This window comes from Streptomyces sp. NPDC088732 (genome assembly GCF_044751205.1).
Taxonomy (GTDB): domain Bacteria; phylum Actinomycetota; class Actinomycetes; order Streptomycetales; family Streptomycetaceae; genus Actinacidiphila.
Genome location: NZ_JBIVLI010000001.1, coordinates 258,367 through 277,370 on the forward strand (window position 1 = coordinate 258,367; position 19,004 = coordinate 277,370).

Genomic DNA, 19,004 nt, shown 5'->3' on the forward strand with positions numbered 1-19,004 from the left:
ATAAAACCGGCAATAGCGATCAGACGACACCACCCACCCCGAAGAAGCCTGTGACCTGCACCACTTTCGACTCCTTCAGGTCCCTGACCTGTGCTTTTCATCGATACTGCACTGGCGCGGGCCCGCTGGCGGGTGATTCAATCGCCCCCGCATCGAGCCACAAGGGGTTGGGAAGCGCCGTGAGCGAAACGAGTCCGGTACTGAGCCGCCGACAGCTGATCAAGTGGACCGGCGGTGCGCTCGGCGTAACCGCACTCGGATCCGCCGCCGTCGCCCTGTCCGGGGGCACGGCCAGTGCGGTCAGCGCCTCGGCGCGATTCGACCTGACCGACGCGTCGGACGAACTCTTCCGCGAGATCTGGCTGCAAGAGACCCGCGTCCTGCAGTCGTTCTCCTTCGACAACACCAACAAGCACCTGTATGCCGTGGGCCTGGTCCAGGGCGGTCGACAACTTCCCGGTGAGTCGCGGGCCTACACCGGCACCGAACGCGAGGCCAACGGCGACCTGTGCGTCACCCGGCTGGACCTCACCGGCGCCATCATCGGCCGCATGTACCTCAAGGGCTTCGGCCACGGCGTTTCCATCGCCGCCGAGCCCTCGGGCAACAGTGCCTACCTGTGGACCGAGACGGATTCCGTCCAGGCGCTCGACTCCGCCACCGGCCAGTACATCGGCTGGGGCACCCGACTGGCCCGCTTCAAGTTCGCCAACGGTGCCGTGCTCACCCCGACGTCGCCCCAGCTCACCAAGTACAGCCCGGTCGCGGGGGCCGACCGGACCACCATCGCCATCGACCCGGTCAACAGCCGCTTGGCCGTCCGCCACCGCCCCGGCAGCACCGGATCCACCTTCAAGTACAACCTCTACGACCTGGCCACCTTCACCGCCGGCACCTTCACCCCGCTGGCCACCATGACCCAGCCCGCGGGCCTGGGCACCTTCCAGGGCTTCACCAGCCTCGGCCAGTACCTCTACCTCATCGACGGCAACTCCTACTCCGACAGCAACCCTTCGCCCGGCAACACGTACATCACCTCCGTCGACTGGAACACCGGCACCACGAAGCAGCGGGAACTCACCAAGGCCGGAACCAGCCTGCTCTTCCGCGAACCCGAAGGGCTCGCGATCCAGATACCGAACACCGCCGACACGACCAAGTGCCGCCTGGTCATGGGCTTCGCCAGCAGTGCCTCCGACACCGACAGCAACAGGAAGGCCAGCTTCTACTACAAGGACAGCCTGGTCTGACCGCGCCGTCGCCGCTGCCCTGCCTCCCTGGGTTGCTCGATATCCGCCCGCCGCTTCGTGATCCCGAGCACCCATGGAGGGCAGGGGTGCGCGGGCCCGCACTCGGCGCCCGTCCTCCCCACCGCGGCGGAGAGGACGCCCCCGCCCCTTTGTTGCGCGCTCGCGCCGGTGACCGGAGGCGTCCTTCGTCTCGTCGCGGCGCAGCGCCTGCAACTCGGCGAGGCCGGGGACGTCCTCCTGGACGTAGAGGCCGGCGCGTGGGCGCTGCTCTACCGCGTAGGGGACACGTGGCGGGTCCGACAGGGCGGTCCTGCCCGGCTGTGGGACGACGTCGAGAAGCACATCATGCAGTGGCAGGGCGCCGGCGCACCGGGCCTGGACCGCTTCGGGCTCATGGTCCCTCCGAACGGAGACCACCGGTTCTGGCTGGACGCCCCCGACTGCCCATTTCCTGCGACCGGGTGAGGTCGGCACCACGCAATACCTGCACAGCCGATCGGGCTCTGTTCCGTAGTCGGTGGTGACGGTGGGTGCCTATGTGCTGAGCAGGATGCGGTGGCGGAGGAGTTCGAATCCTGCTCGGCCGTGCATCTGTCGCATGATCCGTTTCGTGTGGGTGTTGACGCCTTCGGTGCGGCCCTTGTTCCAGGGGAGGGCCAGGCCGGCGTTGACAGCGGCACGGTCGAGTTCCAGGCCGTTGCAGAAGCTGTGCGGGTGGGGCAGTCCTACGCAGCGGGCCTGGGCGATCCATTCCGTGAGCTTGGAGTCGTTGCGGCTTGCGGGCGTCAGGAGGGCGGCGAAGTCGCGGATGAGGGCGGTGAGCTGGGTCATCTCGGTGCAGGCCGTGGTGAGGAGGCCGAGTAGCTCGTGGACGAGTTCCCGGCACGGGCCAAAGCGCAGAACTTCACTCCGCAGGGTCGTTCAGAGCATGGCCGACGAGAACATCGTGCTGCGCGAAGCCCTGGCGAAGATCAAGGCAGAACTCGCAGCGGAGCGAGAACGGGTTCACGCACTGGTACGCGCTGCCACCGAGCTGTCCCTGGAGCTGGAGCAGACCCGCGAAGAACTCGCAGCGGCGCAACAGGTCACCCGGCTTCCGGGTCCGCGAGGAACTGGACGAATTCCCGGCTGAAGCTCGGCACACTCCACCGTGCGGTCAGGTTGGGCAGCGTCGGGCCACGGCGTCGGGGACCTCGCGGGTACTCGGGCTTGACTGGTGAGCTCGCATGTTGCGGTGTCGCGTATTCCAGCTCAGAGCGCCCCGATCGGTCACTTTGGGTCATGCGGGCGGTGTCCAGGGACCGGCCCGGAGTGAGTATGTTCGTCCGATGGCGCGTTCGAAGCGCTTCAGGAGGGGAGAGTGCCGGTGGACGTCGTCGCGATTATGGAAGCACTGGCTAAACAGGGCCTAACGGTGCTGTTCAAGGCCGACGCCGAGCGGATGGCAGAGAGGGGCAAGCCTTGGACCTTCGTCGCCAGTGGAGCGCCGTTGCGCGAGGACGTCCTTGTGCGAACCGATGCTGCGTCTGTGGAGCAATGCCTCGCAGTGTGCTTGCCCCGCCTGCGTGAGCTGGGCTTTTCGTTCCCTGCGTGAGAGAGGGTGTGACCGATCCACCGCCCTGGATGTCAGTGCCGGCTGCTTACATGAGCCCATGGACACCGTGCACACGACCGCCGCCCTCCTCCCGGACCCCGCCGAGCTCCGCGCGCACCTGCGCGCGCTGGCCGTGCTGGACCAGGCGATCTGCCGCGACCCGCGGTTCTCCCGCTACTCCTTCTCCACCACCTGGGGGCCTGGGACGGAGGCGGCCCTGATGGACAACGGCTCGGGTGACGACTTCTCCGTCGTCTTCACCCCGGCCGGTGTGCTCGTCCGCGGCTTCGACCACGAGTCGGAGATGAGCCCGTACGGCACGGACGACGAACAGGTCTGGCCCGGTGTCATCGACGAGGTGCCCGCTGCGCTGCGCCCGCTCCTGGACGACCCGGCCTTTGTCGACGAGGGCCTCGGCGCCCCGCGGGTCACCGCCTGCCTGTGGTGGGAGACCGGCGGCAGCGCCTGGCGCACCGGCTCGGGCATCGAGTTCCCCTCGGACAGCCCGGACCCGGACGGCTCCGGGCACCTCTTCCGCCTCCTCACCGACCGCTCCCCTGAGACCGTCCAGGCGCACTTCGAGGAGGACTACGGGCGGCCCGTCCCCCTCGACACCGTCCGCCACGTCCTCGCGGGCCACCCCCTGACCCCCGAAGCCGCCCACGGCCTCAACCCGGCCGCCCTCTCCGACGAGGCCCTGCTCCGCCGGATCGCCGCCGACCCCGAGGTCGAGGCGTACCTCGCCTGCGACGGCGAGTTCGACCTCACGCGGACCGACCCCATCGAGTCGATCGCCCTGCCGGCCGGTCTCCCGGTGGAGCCCGTGGCAGGCTGCAACGCGGGAGGCACCCACTACCTCTGCGGCCCGGCCGGCTCCGACCGCGTCCGCCCCGTCCTCTACACCGACTCCGAGGGCCGGGCCTCCCTCATCGCGGAGTCCCTCGCCGAGGCCCTGACCCTGGCCATCGTCCTCCCCTCCTGGCACGACGCCCTGGCCGGCTTCCGTCCCCCCGCGCTCAACGCCGACTACCTTGAGGACAACCCGGACCACCCCGAGGTCCGCTACCGCCTCCTCGCCGCCCTCCGCCTCCCCCCGGCGACCGAGCCCGAGGTCCTGGCCCGCCTCCTCACCACGGCAGCCCGCACCGTCCCGGACGGCTTCCTTCCCTCGGTCGAGGGCGAGGAGGACGCGGCCTTCGAACCGATGCTCCGTCTGCCGGCCGAGTAGGAAAGCCCCGCCGCGCGCCGCCTTCCGAACCCGACGCACCGCTACGGCGAAGCCGTGACCGCACTGCCCGACCGGATGCGCCCGCCCCGCGCGGGGGCTGTTCGCGGAGGACGCGGACCGCCTCCCCGAGGTTCGGCCCGGCGCATGCCGGATCTTCGGCAGGAGACTTTGGGGTGATCGACCTCAAGGACGTGGAGAGATGGGTCGTCACCGGGCATCACAACAGCTGAGATCCATGGACCAAAGTTCCGACAACTTTGGACCCGACAGTCGCCTTGCCTAATGAAGGGCATGGAGGTCGCCATGGATGAGGGTGTCCGGCTGGGACCGACCCAGCTCCCGAACGGTCGCCACGGCGGCATCCAGCACCCGGCGCGGCCATGCATGCGTCAGCTCCTCGGCGTCCTTGCACAACTGCTCTTCCCAGGCATCGGCCAGCTCACACAGCCGGGGCAGGCCGGGCGGTGCGGGGATGGCGAGGCGGCGATTGAGCCGCCCCGCGACCGTCACCACCTCGTCGCCGTCCTCGACCTCCGCCAGGGTCGACGGCTGAACCCGCTCCAGCAGCATCGCGAACCGCTCGTCGTCGCGCTCATGCAGCAGGACAGCGCCGCGTCCGCCCCACGCAACGAACGCATCCGGCTCATGAACATTGCCGGGATGCGGAAACGACACCTTCAGCACGACGCTGTCCTCAGCCCGCCGCCTTACCGGAACGATGACACCGACGCCCCCGTGCATGACCCCACCATCCGGCACGCACCCCCAGCGCCCCAGCAACTCCTCGACGATCCCGGGCAGCTCGGCGAGCCACGCCGCCCCGACCTCCCCCTCGCGGTCGACGGTGCTCCGTGCGAACTCCTCCGGCATCGCGATCATCCCGGCACCCTACGCGCCAGCGCGCCGCAGCCACCAAGACCAAGCCGCCCGCTGCCGCCACCCGGCAGACCACGCACTACGGTCGCGATCTGGGGCCTGTCCTAGCCAGGTCGGAGTACTGGTAGGCGAACCTTGCGGGCGTCAGCTCCGTGGCGCAGCCCAATAGTCCGCCAGCATCTCGCCGGGCCACTCCGGCTCATGGGTGGGCCCCTGCGGGCCCATCGCACGGAAGTAGGGGGCCAAGTCAACGATCGGAGTTCCTTCGACTGCGTCCAGGTCGGTGAAGTGCAGGTCCAGGCCGTCGACCTTGACCAGACGCGGGAAGGACACGGCGAGCTGGTTCGGTCGGCGGTGATTGCGGTGGACGAACGTGCCCGTGGGCGGCCATGCCGGGTTGTTGCGGGGGCTGCGGGCGTGCAGCGCCACGTCGCCGGGTGAGGCCAGGTGGAAGCACCAGGTGACGACCAGGTGGGAGAAGGCGTCGATCCCCTGAAGCGTCTCTGCCGGGAAGCTCGGGTCGAGACGGATGATCGACAGGACGCCTCCCCAGTAATCGTCTGCGACGTCGGTGCGGCCGCCGACCACGGTGGCGATGGGCTGTACCTCGAACGAGTCGGTCAGGTCTCCCTCTCATCGGCTGTCAGGCAGCATCGGCCAGGAACCGGGCCGCGCGAGCGTCAGTCTCCTTCACGGCCCGCACGCCGCGCTGCTGGTACGGCGACAGTGCGGACCGCATGGTGACGGCGGGCTGGCGGGCGCGGCCGGAGCGGACTCCATCCATGGTGTCCAGGGCGCGGTTCCAGGTCGCGCACGCCTCCTCGATGGTGCCTTGACAGAGCACAGCGCCGTAGTAGCCGAAGGCCACAGAGTGGGTGCGCGCGAACGCGGCAGCTTTCCTTGTGTGGACCCTGCGCTGGAACTGGGCCAGAGCGCCCCCGAGGCCGCCGCTGTCGCGGAGGGTGCACGCGAATTCTGTCTCGTGCGCGTGACAGGGGGCTCGTGCACGGGAGGGCCGCCCGCCCCTTCCCGTCCCGGGAAGGGAACCCGCCGTCTCCCCCAGGGCGGTCGGCCCGGGAGTTAAGACCGGGTCGAAGCATCATCCGTCGCACACGCCGGCAACATCCGCGTCTCCCGGCGTGGCGACGTTCCCGTCCCTGAGCTCACCCAAGGAGGGTGACTTTCTCCACAGGGCCCCGGCGTTTACCCGGGTCATCCGGTTTGATCATGTGATGCCGTAGAGGCTGAGGACGAGGACGCTTTCGGTATGGGCCCGGCGGCCGCCGGCGGTGTTGACGTACCCGGCAAGCTTGAGCGCACCGCGGATCAGGTCGCGGACGGCGGCGAGGACTGAGGGCGTGTTATGGGTCCTGACCTGGGACTTGTCCTCGTTGAAGGTCACATCTCGACACCAGTGGACGGTGTTCTCCACCGTCTACTGAGGATTAATGCGTGATGTCGCCGGGGCTTGTGGCGAGGCCGGTGCCGATGAGGCAGCCGGTGATGATGGTGGGCCGGTACTGGATCTGGCGTAAGCCCCGGCGGACTGCGCTGACCAGTTGCGTGTAGTCGGCGAAGGCTATGTTCGCCAGGCCGCTGCGCCGCAGGCTGGACCAGATCCCCTCCACGGGGTTGAGGTCGGGTGCATAGGCCGGCAACTGGAACACCGTGAGCCAGTCCCGGGCCGTGGTCCAGGCGCGCATCGCGCGACTGAGGTGCAGGCCGACGTTGCCCCAGACCAGCACGATCGGTCCGCCGAGCTTGCTGTGGGCGGCGGTGAGCAGGTCTCGTAAGTCCTTCCAGGAGAAGCCTTTGCGGCCGTCGACCCGCCGGTCACCGGTGTGCCGGAAGACCAACCGCGGCCGCTTGCCCGGCTTGTAGCAGCACAGAGCGGCCACTGACAGGTGACGTCTGCTGCCGCCGTTGACCCGGAACACCGGGGTGACGCCGGTGCGGGACCAGCCGCGCTCGTCGCGCAGCTCGGCGAGGCGGGCGTCGACGGACGTGGGGGCGGGGTCTCTCATATCCGGGACGTGTCCCACCTCCGGAACGAAACCAAGAGGGTGGATGGGGCCCGCAGCTTTGACGCACCCCGACCGGTCGCCTATCGTACGTGTAGTAGACCGATCATCTACTACGTCTCATCACCTCCCTCGGAGCAGGAACACCATGAGCGTTCAGGGCCAGAGCAAGACGTTTCTGATCACCGGTGTCAGCGGTGGCCTCGGCCGCGCCTTCGCCCAGGAGGCACTCGCCGCCGGCCACCGGGTCGTCGGCACGGTCCGAGCACCGGAGAGGATCACCGAGTTCGAGGCTCTGGCCCCGGGGCGTGCCAGTGCCAGGCTGCTGGACGTGACGGACGAGCAGGCCGTCGTCCCCCTCGTCGACGAGGTGGAACGGAACATCGGCCCCGTCGACGTGCTGATCAGCAACGCCGGCTACGGCCTCGAGGGCACCGTCGAGGAGTCGACGATGGCGGACCTGCGCCGGCAGTTCGAGGTCAACGTCTTCGGCAGCGTCGCCGTCATCAAGGCGGTCCTGCCCCACATGCGCCGGCGCCGCGGCGGGCACATCGTGACGCTCTCGTCCATGGCCGGGCTCACCGCCCTCCCCGGAGTCGCGTTCTACGGCGCGAGCAAGTTCGCCATGGAGGGGATCGCCGCATCCCTGGCCCAGGAGGTCGCCGGCTTCGGCATCCACGTCACCTCCCTCGCGCTCGGCTCGTTCCGCACCGACTGGGCCGGCCGCTCGATGACCCGCGTGCCGCGCAGCATCCCCGACTACGACACGCTGTTCGACCCCATCAGGTCCGCCCGGCAGGCCAAGAGCGGCAACCAGGCCGGTGATCCGGTCCGCGCCGCCCGCGCGCTGCTGCGGGTCCTGGACGCCGACAACCCTCCGGTCCACCTCGTCCTCGGCACAGACGCTCTGCGTCTGGTCGAAGAGGGTCAGCGGCTGTTGGGCGAGGACCTCGCGGCCTGGGCCGACCTCACGGTCTCCACCGATTTCCCCGCCGCCCGGTGAACACCGTGACCCCGACATCTCCCTGGCCCCTCCGCCAGGGTTCCCGCGACCGAGTTTGGACCCTCCTGTGAACGAATCCCGCCCCCGTACGGCCGTCGACTTCTGGCTTGACCCGGTGTGCCCCTGGACCTGGCTGACCTCGCGCTGGATGCTCGAGGTCGAGAGGATCCGGACGGTCGACGTCACCTGGCGCGTAATGAGCCTGGCCGTGCTCAACGAGGACCGCCTCGACCAACTGCCGGAGCGCATACGCGAGCTCATGGGCCTGGCATGGGCGCCGGTCCGGGTCCTCACAGCGGCCTCGCAGGCCTTCGGGCCCGAGGTGACGGGGCCCTTGTACACCGCCATGGGCACCCGCTTCCACCTGCACCAGCAGCCCCGGACCAAGTCGACAATCGCGGCCGCGCTGCGCGACGCCGGCCTGCCCGAGAGCCTCGCGGACGCCGGCGACACCGATACCTTCGATGCCCTGGTGCGCGCCTCCCACCAGCAAGCCGTCGACCTGGTCGGCGAGGACGTCGGCAGCCCCGTCGTCGCCCTGCCCGGTCAGGACGGTGGCAGGGCCGCGTTCTTCGGCCCTGTGGTCAGCCCCGCCCCGAAGGGCGAAGAGGCAGGGCGCCTCTGGGACGCCTCGATCGTCCTCGCCTCCATACCGGACTTCTACGAGATGAAGCGCACCCGCACCTCCGGTCCCGTCTTCGACTGAGGCGCGGCAACTGCGGCGACAGTGATGGCGGCCGGGGGCCCGCCGCTGCCCCCTGGCGCGGTGGGCCCCCGGGCCCGGTTTCGTCGAGGCCGTCGCGGGCCGTTCTGCCCCGCGTCCGCATCCGGCGAGAGGAGGCGTCGCTCCAGCACGCTCCGCCGACAGCCCACCTTCGCACGGCCGGAGGCCGTGTCGGCGGCGGCTCGTCAGAGCCGCCGCCGCCCGCGCATTGGACCTTTGGCGACGGCCGGCGCGTCGTACTCACCATCCCGTCCAAGCTGGCCTTGGCGTCGGTGATGCACAAAATCAAAAAGCTGACGGGCGAAGTACCACGTCGCTCTCGTTGGAGGAGGTGCTGCGGACGATCAACCCGGTCCTTCGGGGCTGCGCTGCATACTTCCGCTGCGGCGCTTCGAAGCGGACGTTCCCCTACCTCGGCCGGTACGCGTGGTGGAGGCTCATCCGCTGCATCCGGCCTGGAAGCAACTGCGGCGCCGCTACTACGGGGCCGTTCGCATCACGGAGGGCGGTCTCGTCCTCATACAACCCGGCGAAGGTGCGGGTCGAGCGCTACCGCTTCCGCAGAGCGCAGATCAGCACGCCTTGCAACATCGACGAGGTAGATCCGGACGGGACTCGCTTCCGCCGGACCAGCCACGACGATGTGGCCTTCGTCGGTCAGGTCAGCGAGTACCTCGCCTGATCCAGCCGATCACGTGGAGAGCCGGATGCTCGGCCAACGGGCACGTCCGGTTCGGCGGGCGGGGATGGGAAAACCGACGCCCGAGAACGTGTAAGGCGTCCCGTCCCCACCCAACACATGCCGTTCGAGGCTGAAGCCGGGAACCCCCATCCTTCTAGGCCATCTCCTCGACCTCACCTGGCCATGACCGATGAGTTTGGCGGGCCACTATGTGCACTTTCGCGCCACCCTGGCAATCTCGAGAAGAGGTGCAGCGAGTGCGCTACGCCGACGTCAACGAACTTCCCTTACATGGGGCTGGTCTGGTGACGGGTGAGGCGTGCGGTGAGGAACGCGCGCTCCGCCTCGTTGCCGGTCAGCTCCAGCGCCTGCCGGTATGCGGCTGCGGCCTCGTCTGTACGGCCGAGTCGCTGCAGCAGGTCCGCCTTGATCGCCGGCAGGTACTGGTACCGGGAGAGCCGGCCGTCCTGCTCCAGCGCCTCTACCTGCGCCAGCGCGACCGCCGGTCCGTGAGCCATCGATACCGGCACCGTCCGGTTCAGTGCGACGACCGGTGAGGGCCACTGCGACAGCAGCCTGTCGTAGAGGGCCACGATCTGTGGCCAGTCCGTCTCCTCGTACGTCGGTGCCTCGGCGTACAGCGAGGCGATCGCCGCCTGCAGCAGATAGCGTCCCGCGCGGCCGCCGCGCAGCCCGGCCACGATCAACTCGTGCGCCTCGGCCAGCGTGGCGCGGTCCCACAGAAAGCGGTCCTGCTCCTCGAGCCGCAGCAGCCGGCCGTCGGCGGCGGTCCGGGTCGCGCGCCGGGCGTCGGTGACCAGGAGCAGCGCCAGCAGCCCGCGGACCTCGGGCTCGTCGGGCATGAGGTCGTGCAGGGTGCGGGCCAGGTGCAATGCGCGGTCGGCCAGGTCGGTGCGCATGAGCGCGGGGCCTGATGGGGCGGTGTGCCCGGCGGTGAACAGCAGGTGGATCACGCCCAGCACGGCCGTCAGCCGGTCCGGCAGCTCAGCCGGGCGCGGCACCCGGTAAGGGATACGGGCGGCGGAGATCTTCTTCTTCGCCCTGGAGATCCGGGCAGCCATCGTCTGTTCCGACACCAACAGCGCCCGGGCGACGTCCGCTGTCGGCAGCCCGCACACCAGCCTTAATGTGAGCGCGAGTTGCGCCTCTTGCGCGAGCGCGGGATGGCAGCAGGTGAAGATGAGCCGCAGCCGTTCGTCGGGTACGACACCCTCCGGGCCCACGACCTGCTCCTCCTTCTGCTCGCCCAGCTCGCCCAGGGCGAGCTCGTCGACGGCCTCTTCCGGCTCCACCAGCAGCGGCAGCTTCGAGCGGAACGTCCGCTCGCGGCGGATCGCGTCCATCGCCCGGCGCTTGGCCGCGGTGGTCAGCCACGCCGCGGGGTTGCCTGGGATCCCGTCGCGTTCCCAGGCCGACAGCGCCGCGGCGTACGCCTCCTGCACGCACTCCTCGGCCAGGTCCAGGTCGCGGGCGACGCGCGCCGTCGCGGCGAGCACGAAGGCCCACTCGCGCCGGTGCGCGTCGGCGACCGCATGTCCTGCGTCCGTTTCAGCCGTCATCGGGCCAGGGGCGGGATGCCGCCCGCGACGGGCCGCACCTCGACACCGCCGCGGCCCCACTGGACGGCGGGGTTGCGACGCGCCAACTCCAGGGCGGCGTCAAGGTCGGGGGCCTCGATGATGCAGACGCCGGCGATGACCTCCTTGGAGTCGATGAAGGGACCGTCGGTGACCACATCACCGCGCAGCGAGGTGGCGGTGTCGGCGGACTGCAGCGCGTACGCCGTGATCATGGCGCCGGAGTCGATGAGGTCGTCGGCGTGCCGCCTGCTCGCCGCCTGCTGGTCGGGGGTGTAGTCGCCGGCCGCGGGGTTGTCGAAGATGAGGATCGCGTACTGGGCCATCACGAGTCTCCCTTGCTGTGTGTCTGGTCGGTACGCCTCTACGTCGGACGGGGGACGCGAATTCGACAGACCTACCCGAAGTTTTTCAGGTGCCCCGGGCCGGCTCCCGGTACCTCGGGCGATGAAGAGCGTCGGTCCTGGTATGACGACGTTCGTCCCGACGTTCCTCAACCCCCAGAACCGGGGAGCGGCTATGTGCGCAGCCAGATCATGAGCGCCGCCGCGGTGACGCTTCCCAGGAAGACGTAGCCGTGCTTGTCATACCGCGTGGCCACGGCCCTGAACTGCTTCAACTTATTGATCGCCCGCTCCACCGTGTTGCGCTTCTTGTACCGCGCCGGATCGACATCACTAGGCCGCCCGCCGCGTGAACCCCGGCGCAGGCGAGCGGCCTTGTGGTCCTTCTTCTCCGGGATCACGTGCCGGACGCCGCGACTGCGCAGGGAGGCGCGGATCTTGCTGTTGTTGTATGCCCCGTCCGCGCTCACGCTGCAGGGGGTGCGACGTGGACGACCGCGTCCCTTGCGGGGCACGCGGATCTTCTCCATGACCGGTTCGAACTGGGTGCGGTCCGCCCGCTGTCCCGGCGTGATGACCATCGACAGCGGGCGGCACTTCCCCTCCGCCGCCAGGTGAATCTTCGTCGTCAGCCCGCCGCGGGAGCGGCCGAGGGCCTCACCTGCCGCACCGCCCCCTCCAGCAGGAGCCGCAGGCTCACCGCCGTCGAGGTCGGCACGACCCTGAGGACCCCGCCCGAGCCGCTGCCCGCCTGCTCCTGCGCCGGCACCGATGTCCGGAACCTACTCGAGCTCACCGGCAGCGAGCCCGTGCTCCGCCACGCCGCGTGCGGCGGCGAGGTCGACAAGGGCTGGCCGAGCGTCGACACGCTCTTCATGGGGCCGGTCCCCGTCACCGCCGAGGTGTCCAGGAGACGGAGGACTCTCACATCGCCCTCACCGTCGGCCCCCCGCCGGCGGACGAGCACCCCGCAGAGCTCGTCTTCGCCCGGCTCGCCCGCGAGATCGAGGAGTGGGGCCAGCACGCCACTCCGGCCGCGATCCTCGCCGCAACGCAGCAGGCGATCCAGCCCGTCATCGACGCCCTCCGCGTCGAGGCCGCGCAACCCCTCGGCTTCCGGTTCCTCGAGCGCCTGAGGCCGCCGCCGTCGAGGTCGCCGAGGAGGGGCGCCTCGCCGCCTGCGACTGCGTCGAGCCCGAAGGCCCGTCCCCCTTCGAGGTCGACGAGGGCGGCATCTCCATCCTCCACCAGGCCTGCGGCAAGCCCCCGGCCGATGACGCCTGGGTCCACGACGGCCACCTCGGGCCGCTCCCCGTCACCGTCCGCTGGGAGCCCGACTGCACCGGCGACCACCACGGCGCCTGCGACTGCCGCTGGTGGCCCGTCTACAGCCCCGTCCCGCCGACCACCGTGCAGGTCGACAAGCCCATGAGGCTCTGCAGGCCGGACCGCAAGACCAATCGCCGCACCTGCCGGGACGTCATCACAGGACAGAAGGAGACCCGCCGCATCGTCGACCACGCCGAGTGCTGGCAGGTCACCCTCACCCACCACGCCCCGTTCTGCACCAGCAGGACCCGCTGGCACACCCTCCGCGTCGGAGCCCGCTGGTGACCGGCCCCACGCCCTCCGCGGCCGAGGCCGCCGACCGCTTCCAGCAGGCCCTCCCCCCGCACCCCGCGACGCTGGTCATCACCGGTTTCACCGAGGCCATGCAGCGCATGAGCGAGGCCTTCGCCGAGCTCTCCCGCCGCCTCCGCGAGTCCCTCGCCGCGTTCCGCACCTGCCCCTGCGACACCCCGACCCGCCGGCCGGACCGCCCGGCCTGGCGCTCCCTCACGGACCCGCCCACCACCCAAGGAGCAACACCCGTGGCCAAGACCCAGTTCACCGACCGTGCCGCCGCCCGCCAGCGCGCCGCCGAGCTCTACAACGCAGGCGCTTCCGTCCGTAGCGTCGCGGCCGACTTCGGCTGCTCGTACGGCGCCGCCCACCGCCTCCTCAGCGAGGCCAACGTCAAGTCCCGATCCCGCGGAGGCAACAACCACCCCGGACGGAGGCGCTGATGGCCCCTGCCGCATCCCCGGTAGTCGGCTCACCGACCAGGACCGCGCCGTCGTGGCCGAGTTCAAGGACTACCTCGCCGGCCGCCAGGAGCAGCCGCATGCTCAGACGATCCTCGCCGGCCTCATCACCGCCGCCCTCGGCATCGCCGCCGTCCTGGCGTTCGTGGCCCTCGCAAGCCTCGACGCGTACCGCGGCCGCACCATCGCCGTACCGTCGCCCGGCCCTGACGCATCACCTCGACACTGAGTGCAGATGGGGGAATGGGTCCCAGTGCCGAGGAGTGTCAGTAATGGACTACCTGGCTAGGCCTGCTCGACGATCTCGGCGATGCGCTCGAAGGGACGGGATGCCAGGATTTCACTCTGCAGCGCCCGGGCGCGATCGCGGTAGCGCGGCTGATGGAGCACGGCCTCGACGGCGGCGCGAACTGCTGCAACGTCCGGGCGGCCGGTGCGCAGGTTGACGCCTGTGCCGCTCCATTCCACCCGTGCGGCAACCTCTGGCTTGTCCTCCGTCTGCCCGGCGACGACGAGGGGTACGCCATGGCGCAGTGCCGTGTGCACGCCGCCGTAGCCGGCGTTGGTGACGAGGACGTCGGACAGCGGCAGGAGTTCATCGAAGGGCACAAAGCCCGCGAGGCGTACGTCGCCGGGGACGTCGCCGCCCAACATGGCCCGCACGATGTCGGGCCCGTCGGGACGAGCGGTGGCAGCGACGACCATGACGTCGGTGTCCGCCAGGGCCCGGATGGTGGGGACGACCAATTCGGACAGGTCGTGGTTCGCCAGGGTTCCCTGGGTGACGACGACCACCGGTCGGCCGGAGGACAGCTCCGGCCACCAGTCGGGACGCTCGAAAACGGCACTGGTCCCGGACGGGACCGGGCCGATGAGGCGGAAGCCCTTCGGGGCGTCGCCGCGCGGGTACTCGAAGGAGGGCACGGTCAGTTGGAGGTAGTAGTCCGGGACGGTGGCCCATGCGTTGAGGAAGAAGTCGGGAAAATCGACGCCTATCGAGCGGAAGAGCTCTTCGCCGTACTTCTGGACCTCGCCGAACATCTCCCGTGTCCGGGCACGCAGGTCGGAGTATGCGGCGCGCTCCTCGTCGGTGGTGGGCGGCGGCAGGCCAGGACCGTAGGGAGCGGCGTCCGCACTCTCGAAGGTGGGCGCCGAAATGCCGATCTGCACCAGGAGGGGGCGCTGGTGCCGGGGAGCTCGCAGAGCCATGGGCAGTGTCCCCAGGAGTGACAGTTCACCGATGACCACGGTGGCCGGGAAGTCGACGAGCAGTTCCTGTAGGCGCGCGTCGTGGAGCGGAGCCGGTTCGAAGAACAGGTGCTTGTTGTTGAAGTTCGCTTGCTCGAACGGCGAGAGCTCGTCGTACTCGGGGTACAGCGCGGCCAGATCGCGCGTGTCGAGGTCGACTTCTGCCGCGAACGGGGTGAAACGCGCCCCGGTCCGCCGGACCTGCTCCTCGAACCGGGCGCTTGTGTAGAAGAGCACCTCGTGACCACGCGTGACGAGGTCCGATGCGATCGCCGCGAGGGGAGCGAAGTGCCCCTGCAGCGGATTCGAGGTGACAATGATCTTTGCCATGGTCTCGCTTCGAAATAGTCGGGATGCCGTGCACCGGCCGATGGACGGCCAAAGTCGAGGGCCGTTCGTGCGCACGTCGAGGTGGCGGTGCCGATGCCGCGCCATGGCGGCCACCCAGAAAAAAGAGGTCGCTGCAGCCTCGACCCCCATGAGTGCGCACTGGGCACAACAGACGACCGGTCGCCTATTTCTGGATCATACACAGATGCGGACCCAGACCCGTTCGCCCTTCCTGCTCAGCGAGCCGGCAGCCCCTGAGCGCACTGGTCGCAGCCGCAGGTCAGGCCGTCGAGGGGCGGCGGTGTGCCAGCGGGCGGCGGCGTCGGCCGGATCGACGGTGACGACGGGGCCGGTGGGGGTTTGACCGCGCCGAAGGCGCCCCCTTGCCTGCTGAAGTCGCGCGGCGACATGCGGCGGAAGCGCTATATGGGGTGAACATCACATTTGGTCTCGCTCGGCAAGGGTTCTGGTAGCGTGCAATAGGCGACCGTTCGTCTACTCTAGAGAGTGGGTGCACGGACGCCCCGACGCCACAATTCTGGACTGCTCTTCCCAGGAAATTCGACCTGAGGAAAGAGCCCACGGAAACCGATGGATTCAGGGGCGCCGAAACATTTCTCCAGAGGGCTCGGACGAAGGGGTCCCCAGCGTCGCAGTCGCATTCTCACCGGCAAACGGGCCGCAATTTGCTGGAACCGCCGAGATGTAATCCGAACCAAAATCGACCGAGCTCCGCATCCCTGATCACCCCACTGACAAGGATTGAGACCATGAAATTCACCCAGCGCATCCAAACCCCCTTCGGAGAAGAGTCGACGGCCGCCGAGGTCGTCGAAGGTGTCGACCTTTCCGGCAAGCAAGCAGTCGTGACCGGCGCCGCTTCGGGCCTCGGTACCGAGACCGCACGCGCTCTCGCCAGTGCCGGCGCCTCGGTCACCCTCGCGGTCCGTGATACGGACGCCGGCGAGCGGGCCGCGGCCGACATACGCAAGGCCACCGGCAACGACGCCGTCCATGTCGGCCGGGTCAACCTCACCGACAACGCGTCGATCAGCGCCTTCACGAGTGCATGGACGGGGCCCCTGCACATCCTCGTCAACAACGCCGGCGTCATGCAGCCGCCCACACTCGACCGCACACCCGATGGCTGGGAGCTGCAGTTCGCGTCCAACCATCTCGGCCACTTCGCGCTCGCGTTCGGCCTGCACGACGCGCTCGCATCGGCCGGCGGCGCGCGCATCGTGTCGCTGAGCTCCCGCGGCCACCATGCCTCACCCGTCGAGTTCGACGACATCAACTTCACCTCCCGCCCCTACGACCCGCGACTCGGTTACGGGCAGTCCAAGACCGCCAACATCCTCTTCGCGGTCGGGGCGACGAACCGCTGGGCAGCCGACGGGATCACCGCCAACGCCGTGCACCCCGGAGTGATCCTGGGGACGAACCTGACGCGCTACATGGAGCCGGAACAACTCGCACAGCTGCGCGAAGCCGCCGCGGCCGGGGAATTCGGCACCTTCCAGGGCGCGCCGTTCCGGTTCAAGACGGTCACTCAGGGCGCCGCGACGAGCGTCCTGGTCGCGACCTCACCCCAGCTGGAAGGCATCGGCGGCCGCTACTTCGAGGACAACAACGAGGGCGAGAAACTGTCGGCCGAGGCTGTGGGCAAGTCCCCCGGCGGCGTAGCCCCGTACGCGGTCGACCCGGACGCCGCCGAGCGTCTGTGGGAACTGTCACTCGCCGCAATGGCCGTGTAAGCAGAATCCTCGCAAGAGTGGCACTGAACTCCTGCCGATTTCAGTGCCATTCAAGCCGGCCAGTCTCATCCAGTCGTAGCGGCGAGTGGGATCCAGCCTCGCTTCATGGCCGGGGGCGGGGCCGAGTTCCGCACGTACGCGGCTCCGGCCACGTCTGAGGGCCCACGCGCTGCCGCCTCTCGATTGCCCTGTTCCGCCCGCCTCAGGATCTGCGTAGCCGTGACCAGGTCTGCTCCATTCGGCTGTCAACAACGCCCAAATTCCAAGGAATCTCAGCATGACTACCACCACAACGGCCTATGCCGCGCTCGCTCCCAAATCTCGGCTGGAGCGCACCACCATCGAGCGTCGTACAGTGGGCGAGTTCGACATTCATATCGATATCAAGTACGTCGGCATTTGCCACTCCGACATCCACCAGGTCGACGAGGGCTGGGGCGACTCCATCTTCCCCATGGTGCCCGGTCACGAAATCGCAGGCATCGTCTCGGAAGTCGGCCCCGGCGCCACCAAGTTCCGGGTCGGCGACCGTGTGGGCGTCGGCTGCATGGTCGACTCCTGCCGCACCTGCGACAACTGCAGAGCCGGCAACGAGCAGTACTGCACGCGTGGCGGGATGGTCGGCACGTACAACGCGATCGGCAAGGACGGCCGACCCACCTACGGCGGCTACTCCCGGACCATCGTCGTCGACGAGAACTACGTGGTCCGTATACCCGACGCACTCTCGCTTGACGTCGCCGCGCCGCTGCTGTGTGCCGGCATCACCACCTATTCACCCCTTCGGCACTTCGGCGCCGGCCCCGGAGTGAGAGTGGCAGTCCTGGGCATGGGAGGCCTCGGCCACCTGGCCGTGAAGATCTCCCATTTCCTCGGCGCCGAAGTAACCGTCCTCTCGCAGTCCCTGCGCAAAAAGGACGACGGCCTGAAGTTGGGAGCGGACCACTACCGCGCCATCAGCGACCCGCAGACCTTCGCGGATCTGGAGGGCACCTTCGACCTCATCCTCTCCACCGTCTCGGCGCCACTCGACTTCGCCGCCTACCTGTCCCTGCTGAAGACCGACGGCACCCTGGTGAACGTAGGCATTCCCGAGGAGCCGATCTCTCTCAACCTATTCTCCGTGATCGCAGGCCGAAGGGCCCTCGCGGGTTCAGCGATCGGCGGCATCGCGGAGACTCAGGAGATGCTGGACTTCTGCGCCAAGCACGGCTTCGGCGCTGAGATCGAGCTGATCCGTGCCGAGCAGATCAACGAGGCGTACCAACGACTGCGGGAAGGCGACGTGCGGTACCGCTTCGTAATTGACGCGGACACGATCTGACATACGTCCTTTTGACAGCGCTGCCGACGGCGGAGGCTATCGGCAGGCGACCACGCGGCGGCGTGCCCCATTACTCCCGGCGCGCCGCCGCGATGCTCGCCTCGAGCGCCGCCATCAGGTCGACGACCTCCACCGGCTCGGCCGGCTCCTCCACCTCGGCCCCCGACACTCTGCTGAAAGAACGCCTTTCGGAGGCATCCGACGTCATTCTCGGCGAAGCTCGGGAGGCACACGCGTGGGTAGTAGTGGCCACGATGCTCACCCGCCCGGTCCCGGCACCAACCCAAGTCGAGGCCAATGCGGGATTCCGGAAAGCTATGGAGGCCCCCGACCGAGCGGGTATCGCCCGGGCTCTTATCCTCTCCAACCGTATCGGCGACTACCTGAGCGTCGGTTTCCGACGGTGGGCGAGTAGCAACTTCCTCGTGCCAGAACGTGCCACAAGTAGCGGTGGAATCCTGGTTGAACTGCACCACGACGGATGGGTCGTGGTGGGTGTCGACCTCAGTGCCAACTTGCCTACGCCTGGCTACGGCCTTCCTGTCGACGCGAATAACCTGCGCCTTGTCGTGGACGAAGCGGTGGTGTTGGCGGACACCCACCGCCTTCACCGTTCCGCGGATGCTCCGATCGAGATGGCAGCAACCGTATTGGCGACGGAAACCAACCGACGGCTCGTCCCATTCGACCTGGACTTCGGACGAATGAAGCAAGTGGAGGAAACGCGCCATCCGAAAAAGCTTCGGCCTGCATCCAGCGTTCTGGCGCCCAACGCCGGCGATGCAGCCCTCCGGGCATGTGCATACGAGCTCAACAGTGGCCTGCTGCATCAATTCGGCATGGAAGTCCGGCGCTGACAGCGCCTGGCAACATCGGGGCGGCAGGGGCTTGACGTGTCGGACCGCGCGGACCCGTCAGGATGCAGCCGGTTTGGGCAGCGC

Annotated in this window: 21 protein-coding genes and 5 pseudogenes; 15 read left to right on the forward strand and 11 right to left on the reverse strand. The window is 68.9% G+C overall.

The window, feature by feature from the left end; translation table 11 throughout:
• Positions 1-179: 179 nt before the first annotated feature.
• Both ACIP9H_RS01050 and ACIP9H_RS01055 read left to right on the forward strand, forming a co-directional pair.
• A complete protein-coding gene (locus ACIP9H_RS01050) occupies positions 180-1,250 on the forward strand; it encodes a Tat pathway signal sequence domain protein (protein ID WP_401585056.1) in 1,071 nt (356 codons plus the stop codon).
• A gap of 168 nt (positions 1,251-1,418) precedes the next feature.
• Entirely contained in the window at positions 1,419-1,715 is a 297-nt protein-coding gene (locus ACIP9H_RS01055; protein ID WP_401585053.1) for a hypothetical protein, read from the forward strand.
• Between the two features lie 69 nt (positions 1,716-1,784).
• Here ACIP9H_RS01055 and ACIP9H_RS01060 read toward each other — a convergent pair.
• Positions 1,785-2,114, reverse strand: a pseudogene (locus ACIP9H_RS01060) (transposase); the annotation flags it as partial.
• A 64-nt stretch (positions 2,115-2,178) separates the two neighbouring features.
• Here ACIP9H_RS01060 and ACIP9H_RS01065 point away from each other — a divergent pair.
• From ACIP9H_RS01065 to ACIP9H_RS01075, 3 genes are all read left to right on the forward strand, one after another.
• On the forward strand, positions 2,179-2,382 hold the full coding sequence (locus ACIP9H_RS01065; protein WP_401956666.1) for a hypothetical protein: 204 nt from the start codon (positions 2,179-2,181) through the stop codon (positions 2,380-2,382).
• A 234-nt stretch (positions 2,383-2,616) separates the two neighbouring features.
• Positions 2,617-2,844 carry a hypothetical protein gene (locus tag ACIP9H_RS01070; protein WP_401585049.1) on the forward strand — a complete coding sequence of 76 codons (228 nt, stop codon included), beginning with the start codon at positions 2,617-2,619 and terminating at the stop codon, positions 2,842-2,844.
• A gap of 58 nt (positions 2,845-2,902) precedes the next feature.
• A complete protein-coding gene (locus ACIP9H_RS01075) occupies positions 2,903-4,072 on the forward strand; it encodes a hypothetical protein (protein WP_401585047.1) in 1,170 nt (389 codons plus the stop codon).
• Positions 4,073-4,363: 291 nt separating this feature from the next.
• Here the strand turns inward: ACIP9H_RS01075 and ACIP9H_RS01080 are convergent.
• The 5 genes and pseudogenes from ACIP9H_RS01080 to ACIP9H_RS01100 all read right to left on the reverse strand — a co-directional run.
• Positions 4,364-4,951: pseudogene (locus ACIP9H_RS01080) on the reverse strand (aminoglycoside phosphotransferase family protein); the annotation flags it as partial.
• A gap of 141 nt (positions 4,952-5,092) precedes the next feature.
• Positions 5,093-5,536 (reverse strand): SAM-dependent methyltransferase, encoded by a 444-nt coding sequence (locus tag ACIP9H_RS01085; RefSeq protein ID WP_401585044.1) that lies wholly within the window; start codon positions 5,534-5,536, stop codon positions 5,093-5,095.
• Positions 5,537-5,591: 55 nt separating this feature from the next.
• The gene (locus tag ACIP9H_RS01090) at positions 5,592-5,792 is read right to left on the reverse strand and encodes a hypothetical protein (protein ID WP_401585042.1); all 201 of its coding nucleotides are present in this window, start codon (positions 5,790-5,792) and stop codon (positions 5,592-5,594) included.
• A 381-nt stretch (positions 5,793-6,173) separates the two neighbouring features.
• Positions 6,174-6,383 (reverse strand): annotated as a pseudogene (locus ACIP9H_RS01095) (ISAs1 family transposase); the annotation flags it as partial.
• 10 nt (positions 6,384-6,393) lie between these two features.
• Positions 6,394-6,972 carry a transposase gene (locus ACIP9H_RS01100; RefSeq protein ID WP_401585040.1) on the reverse strand — a complete coding sequence of 193 codons (579 nt, stop codon included), beginning with the start codon at positions 6,970-6,972 and terminating at the stop codon, positions 6,394-6,396.
• 145 nt (positions 6,973-7,117) lie between these two features.
• Here ACIP9H_RS01100 and ACIP9H_RS01105 point away from each other — a divergent pair, with 145 nt between their 5' ends.
• The 4 genes and pseudogenes from ACIP9H_RS01105 to ACIP9H_RS01120 all read left to right on the forward strand — a co-directional run bounded on the left by ACIP9H_RS01105 (position 7,118) and on the right by ACIP9H_RS01120 (position 9,378).
• On the forward strand, positions 7,118-7,972 hold the full coding sequence (locus ACIP9H_RS01105) for an oxidoreductase (RefSeq protein ID WP_401585037.1): 855 nt from the start codon (positions 7,118-7,120) through the stop codon (positions 7,970-7,972).
• A gap of 67 nt (positions 7,973-8,039) precedes the next feature.
• Positions 8,040-8,678 carry a DsbA family protein gene (locus ACIP9H_RS01110; protein ID WP_401956672.1) on the forward strand — a complete coding sequence of 213 codons (639 nt, stop codon included), beginning with the start codon at positions 8,040-8,042 and terminating at the stop codon, positions 8,676-8,678.
• A gap of 226 nt (positions 8,679-8,904) precedes the next feature.
• Positions 8,905-9,138, forward strand: a pseudogene (locus tag ACIP9H_RS01115) (group II intron maturase-specific domain-containing protein); the annotation flags it as partial.
• A gap of 93 nt (positions 9,139-9,231) precedes the next feature.
• Complete coding sequence (locus tag ACIP9H_RS01120; protein WP_401957139.1) at positions 9,232-9,378, forward strand: hypothetical protein; 147 nt, start codon at positions 9,232-9,234, stop codon at positions 9,376-9,378.
• A gap of 287 nt (positions 9,379-9,665) precedes the next feature.
• On the opposite strand, the gene ACIP9H_RS01125 is transcribed toward ACIP9H_RS01120, so the two are convergent.
• The 4 genes and pseudogenes from ACIP9H_RS01125 to ACIP9H_RS01140 form a co-directional block, all read right to left on the reverse strand.
• Positions 9,666-10,958, reverse strand: a complete 1,293-nt coding sequence (locus ACIP9H_RS01125) for an RNA polymerase sigma factor (protein WP_401956675.1) — start codon at positions 10,956-10,958, stop codon at positions 9,666-9,668.
• A complete protein-coding gene (locus ACIP9H_RS01130) occupies positions 10,955-11,302 on the reverse strand; it encodes a YciI family protein (RefSeq protein WP_401585029.1) in 348 nt (115 codons plus the stop codon). The genes ACIP9H_RS01125 and ACIP9H_RS01130 overlap by 4 nt, the downstream gene beginning before the upstream one ends.
• 191 nt (positions 11,303-11,493) lie before the next feature.
• Positions 11,494-11,979: pseudogene (locus tag ACIP9H_RS01135) on the reverse strand (IS5 family transposase); the annotation flags it as partial.
• Positions 11,949-12,344 (reverse strand): hypothetical protein, encoded by a 396-nt coding sequence (locus tag ACIP9H_RS01140; protein ID WP_401585026.1) that lies wholly within the window; start codon positions 12,342-12,344, stop codon positions 11,949-11,951. The gene ACIP9H_RS01140 and the pseudogene ACIP9H_RS01135, both read right to left, overlap by 31 nt.
• Here ACIP9H_RS01140 and ACIP9H_RS01145 point away from each other — a divergent pair.
• Genes ACIP9H_RS01145 through ACIP9H_RS01155 form a run of 3 tightly spaced genes read left to right on the forward strand, consistent with a single transcriptional unit; the run spans position 12,332 to position 13,633 of the window.
• Positions 12,332-12,934, forward strand: coding sequence for a hypothetical protein (locus tag ACIP9H_RS01145; protein WP_401585024.1), 603 nt, complete (start codon positions 12,332-12,334; stop codon positions 12,932-12,934). The genes ACIP9H_RS01140 and ACIP9H_RS01145 overlap by 13 nt on opposite strands.
• Positions 12,931-13,386: a helix-turn-helix domain-containing protein gene (locus ACIP9H_RS01150; RefSeq protein WP_401585021.1), complete on the forward strand. Its 456-nt coding sequence runs from the start codon at positions 12,931-12,933 to the stop codon at positions 13,384-13,386. Before ACIP9H_RS01145 ends, ACIP9H_RS01150 begins: the two co-directional genes overlap by 4 nt.
• Before the next feature lie 52 nt (positions 13,387-13,438).
• Complete coding sequence (locus ACIP9H_RS01155) at positions 13,439-13,633, forward strand: hypothetical protein (protein WP_401585018.1); 195 nt, start codon at positions 13,439-13,441, stop codon at positions 13,631-13,633.
• A 56-nt stretch (positions 13,634-13,689) separates the two neighbouring features.
• Here the strand turns inward: ACIP9H_RS01155 and ACIP9H_RS01160 are convergent, their stop codons facing one another.
• Positions 13,690-15,132, reverse strand: coding sequence for a glycosyltransferase (locus ACIP9H_RS01160; RefSeq protein WP_401956678.1), 1,443 nt, complete (start codon positions 15,130-15,132; stop codon positions 13,690-13,692).
• 620 nt (positions 15,133-15,752) lie between these two features.
• On the opposite strand from ACIP9H_RS01160, the gene ACIP9H_RS01165 reads away from it, so the two are divergent.
• The 3 genes from ACIP9H_RS01165 to ACIP9H_RS01175 all read left to right on the forward strand — a co-directional run bounded on the left by ACIP9H_RS01165 (position 15,753) and on the right by ACIP9H_RS01175 (position 18,920).
• On the forward strand, positions 15,753-16,739 hold the full coding sequence (locus ACIP9H_RS01165; RefSeq protein ID WP_401956680.1) for an SDR family NAD(P)-dependent oxidoreductase: 987 nt from the start codon (positions 15,753-15,755) through the stop codon (positions 16,737-16,739).
• A gap of 277 nt (positions 16,740-17,016) precedes the next feature.
• Positions 17,017-18,063 (forward strand): NAD(P)-dependent alcohol dehydrogenase, encoded by a 1,047-nt coding sequence (locus ACIP9H_RS01170; RefSeq protein WP_401956683.1) that lies wholly within the window; start codon positions 17,017-17,019, stop codon positions 18,061-18,063.
• A gap of 317 nt (positions 18,064-18,380) precedes the next feature.
• Positions 18,381-18,920 carry a hypothetical protein gene (locus tag ACIP9H_RS01175; protein WP_401956685.1) on the forward strand — a complete coding sequence of 180 codons (540 nt, stop codon included), beginning with the start codon at positions 18,381-18,383 and terminating at the stop codon, positions 18,918-18,920.
• The last annotated feature ends 84 nt before the right edge of the window (positions 18,921-19,004 follow it).

Coding starts and splice junctions, on each gene's coding strand:
- ACIP9H_RS01065 (WP_401956666.1), top strand. CDS start 2,179: ATGGCCGACGAGAACATCGTGCTGCGCGAAGCCCTGGCGAAGATCAAG.
- ACIP9H_RS01075 (WP_401585047.1), top strand. CDS start 2,903: ATGGACACCGTGCACACGACCGCCGCCCTCCTCCCGGACCCCGCCGAG.
- ACIP9H_RS01100 (WP_401585040.1), bottom strand. CDS start 6,972: ATGAGAGACCCCGCCCCCACGTCCGTCGACGCCCGCCTCGCCGAGCTG.
- ACIP9H_RS01105 (WP_401585037.1), top strand. CDS start 7,118: ATGAGCGTTCAGGGCCAGAGCAAGACGTTTCTGATCACCGGTGTCAGC.
- ACIP9H_RS01125 (WP_401956675.1), bottom strand. CDS start 10,958: ATGACGGCTGAAACGGACGCAGGACATGCGGTCGCCGACGCGCACCGG.
- ACIP9H_RS01130 (WP_401585029.1), bottom strand. CDS start 11,302: ATGGCCCAGTACGCGATCCTCATCTTCGACAACCCCGCGGCCGGCGAC.
- ACIP9H_RS01160 (WP_401956678.1), bottom strand. CDS start 15,132: ATGGGGGTCGAGGCTGCAGCGACCTCTTTTTTCTGGGTGGCCGCCATG.
- ACIP9H_RS01165 (WP_401956680.1), top strand. CDS start 15,753: ATGAAATTCACCCAGCGCATCCAAACCCCCTTCGGAGAAGAGTCGACG.
- ACIP9H_RS01170 (WP_401956683.1), top strand. CDS start 17,017: ATGACTACCACCACAACGGCCTATGCCGCGCTCGCTCCCAAATCTCGG.
- ACIP9H_RS01175 (WP_401956685.1), top strand. CDS start 18,381: ATGGAGGCCCCCGACCGAGCGGGTATCGCCCGGGCTCTTATCCTCTCC.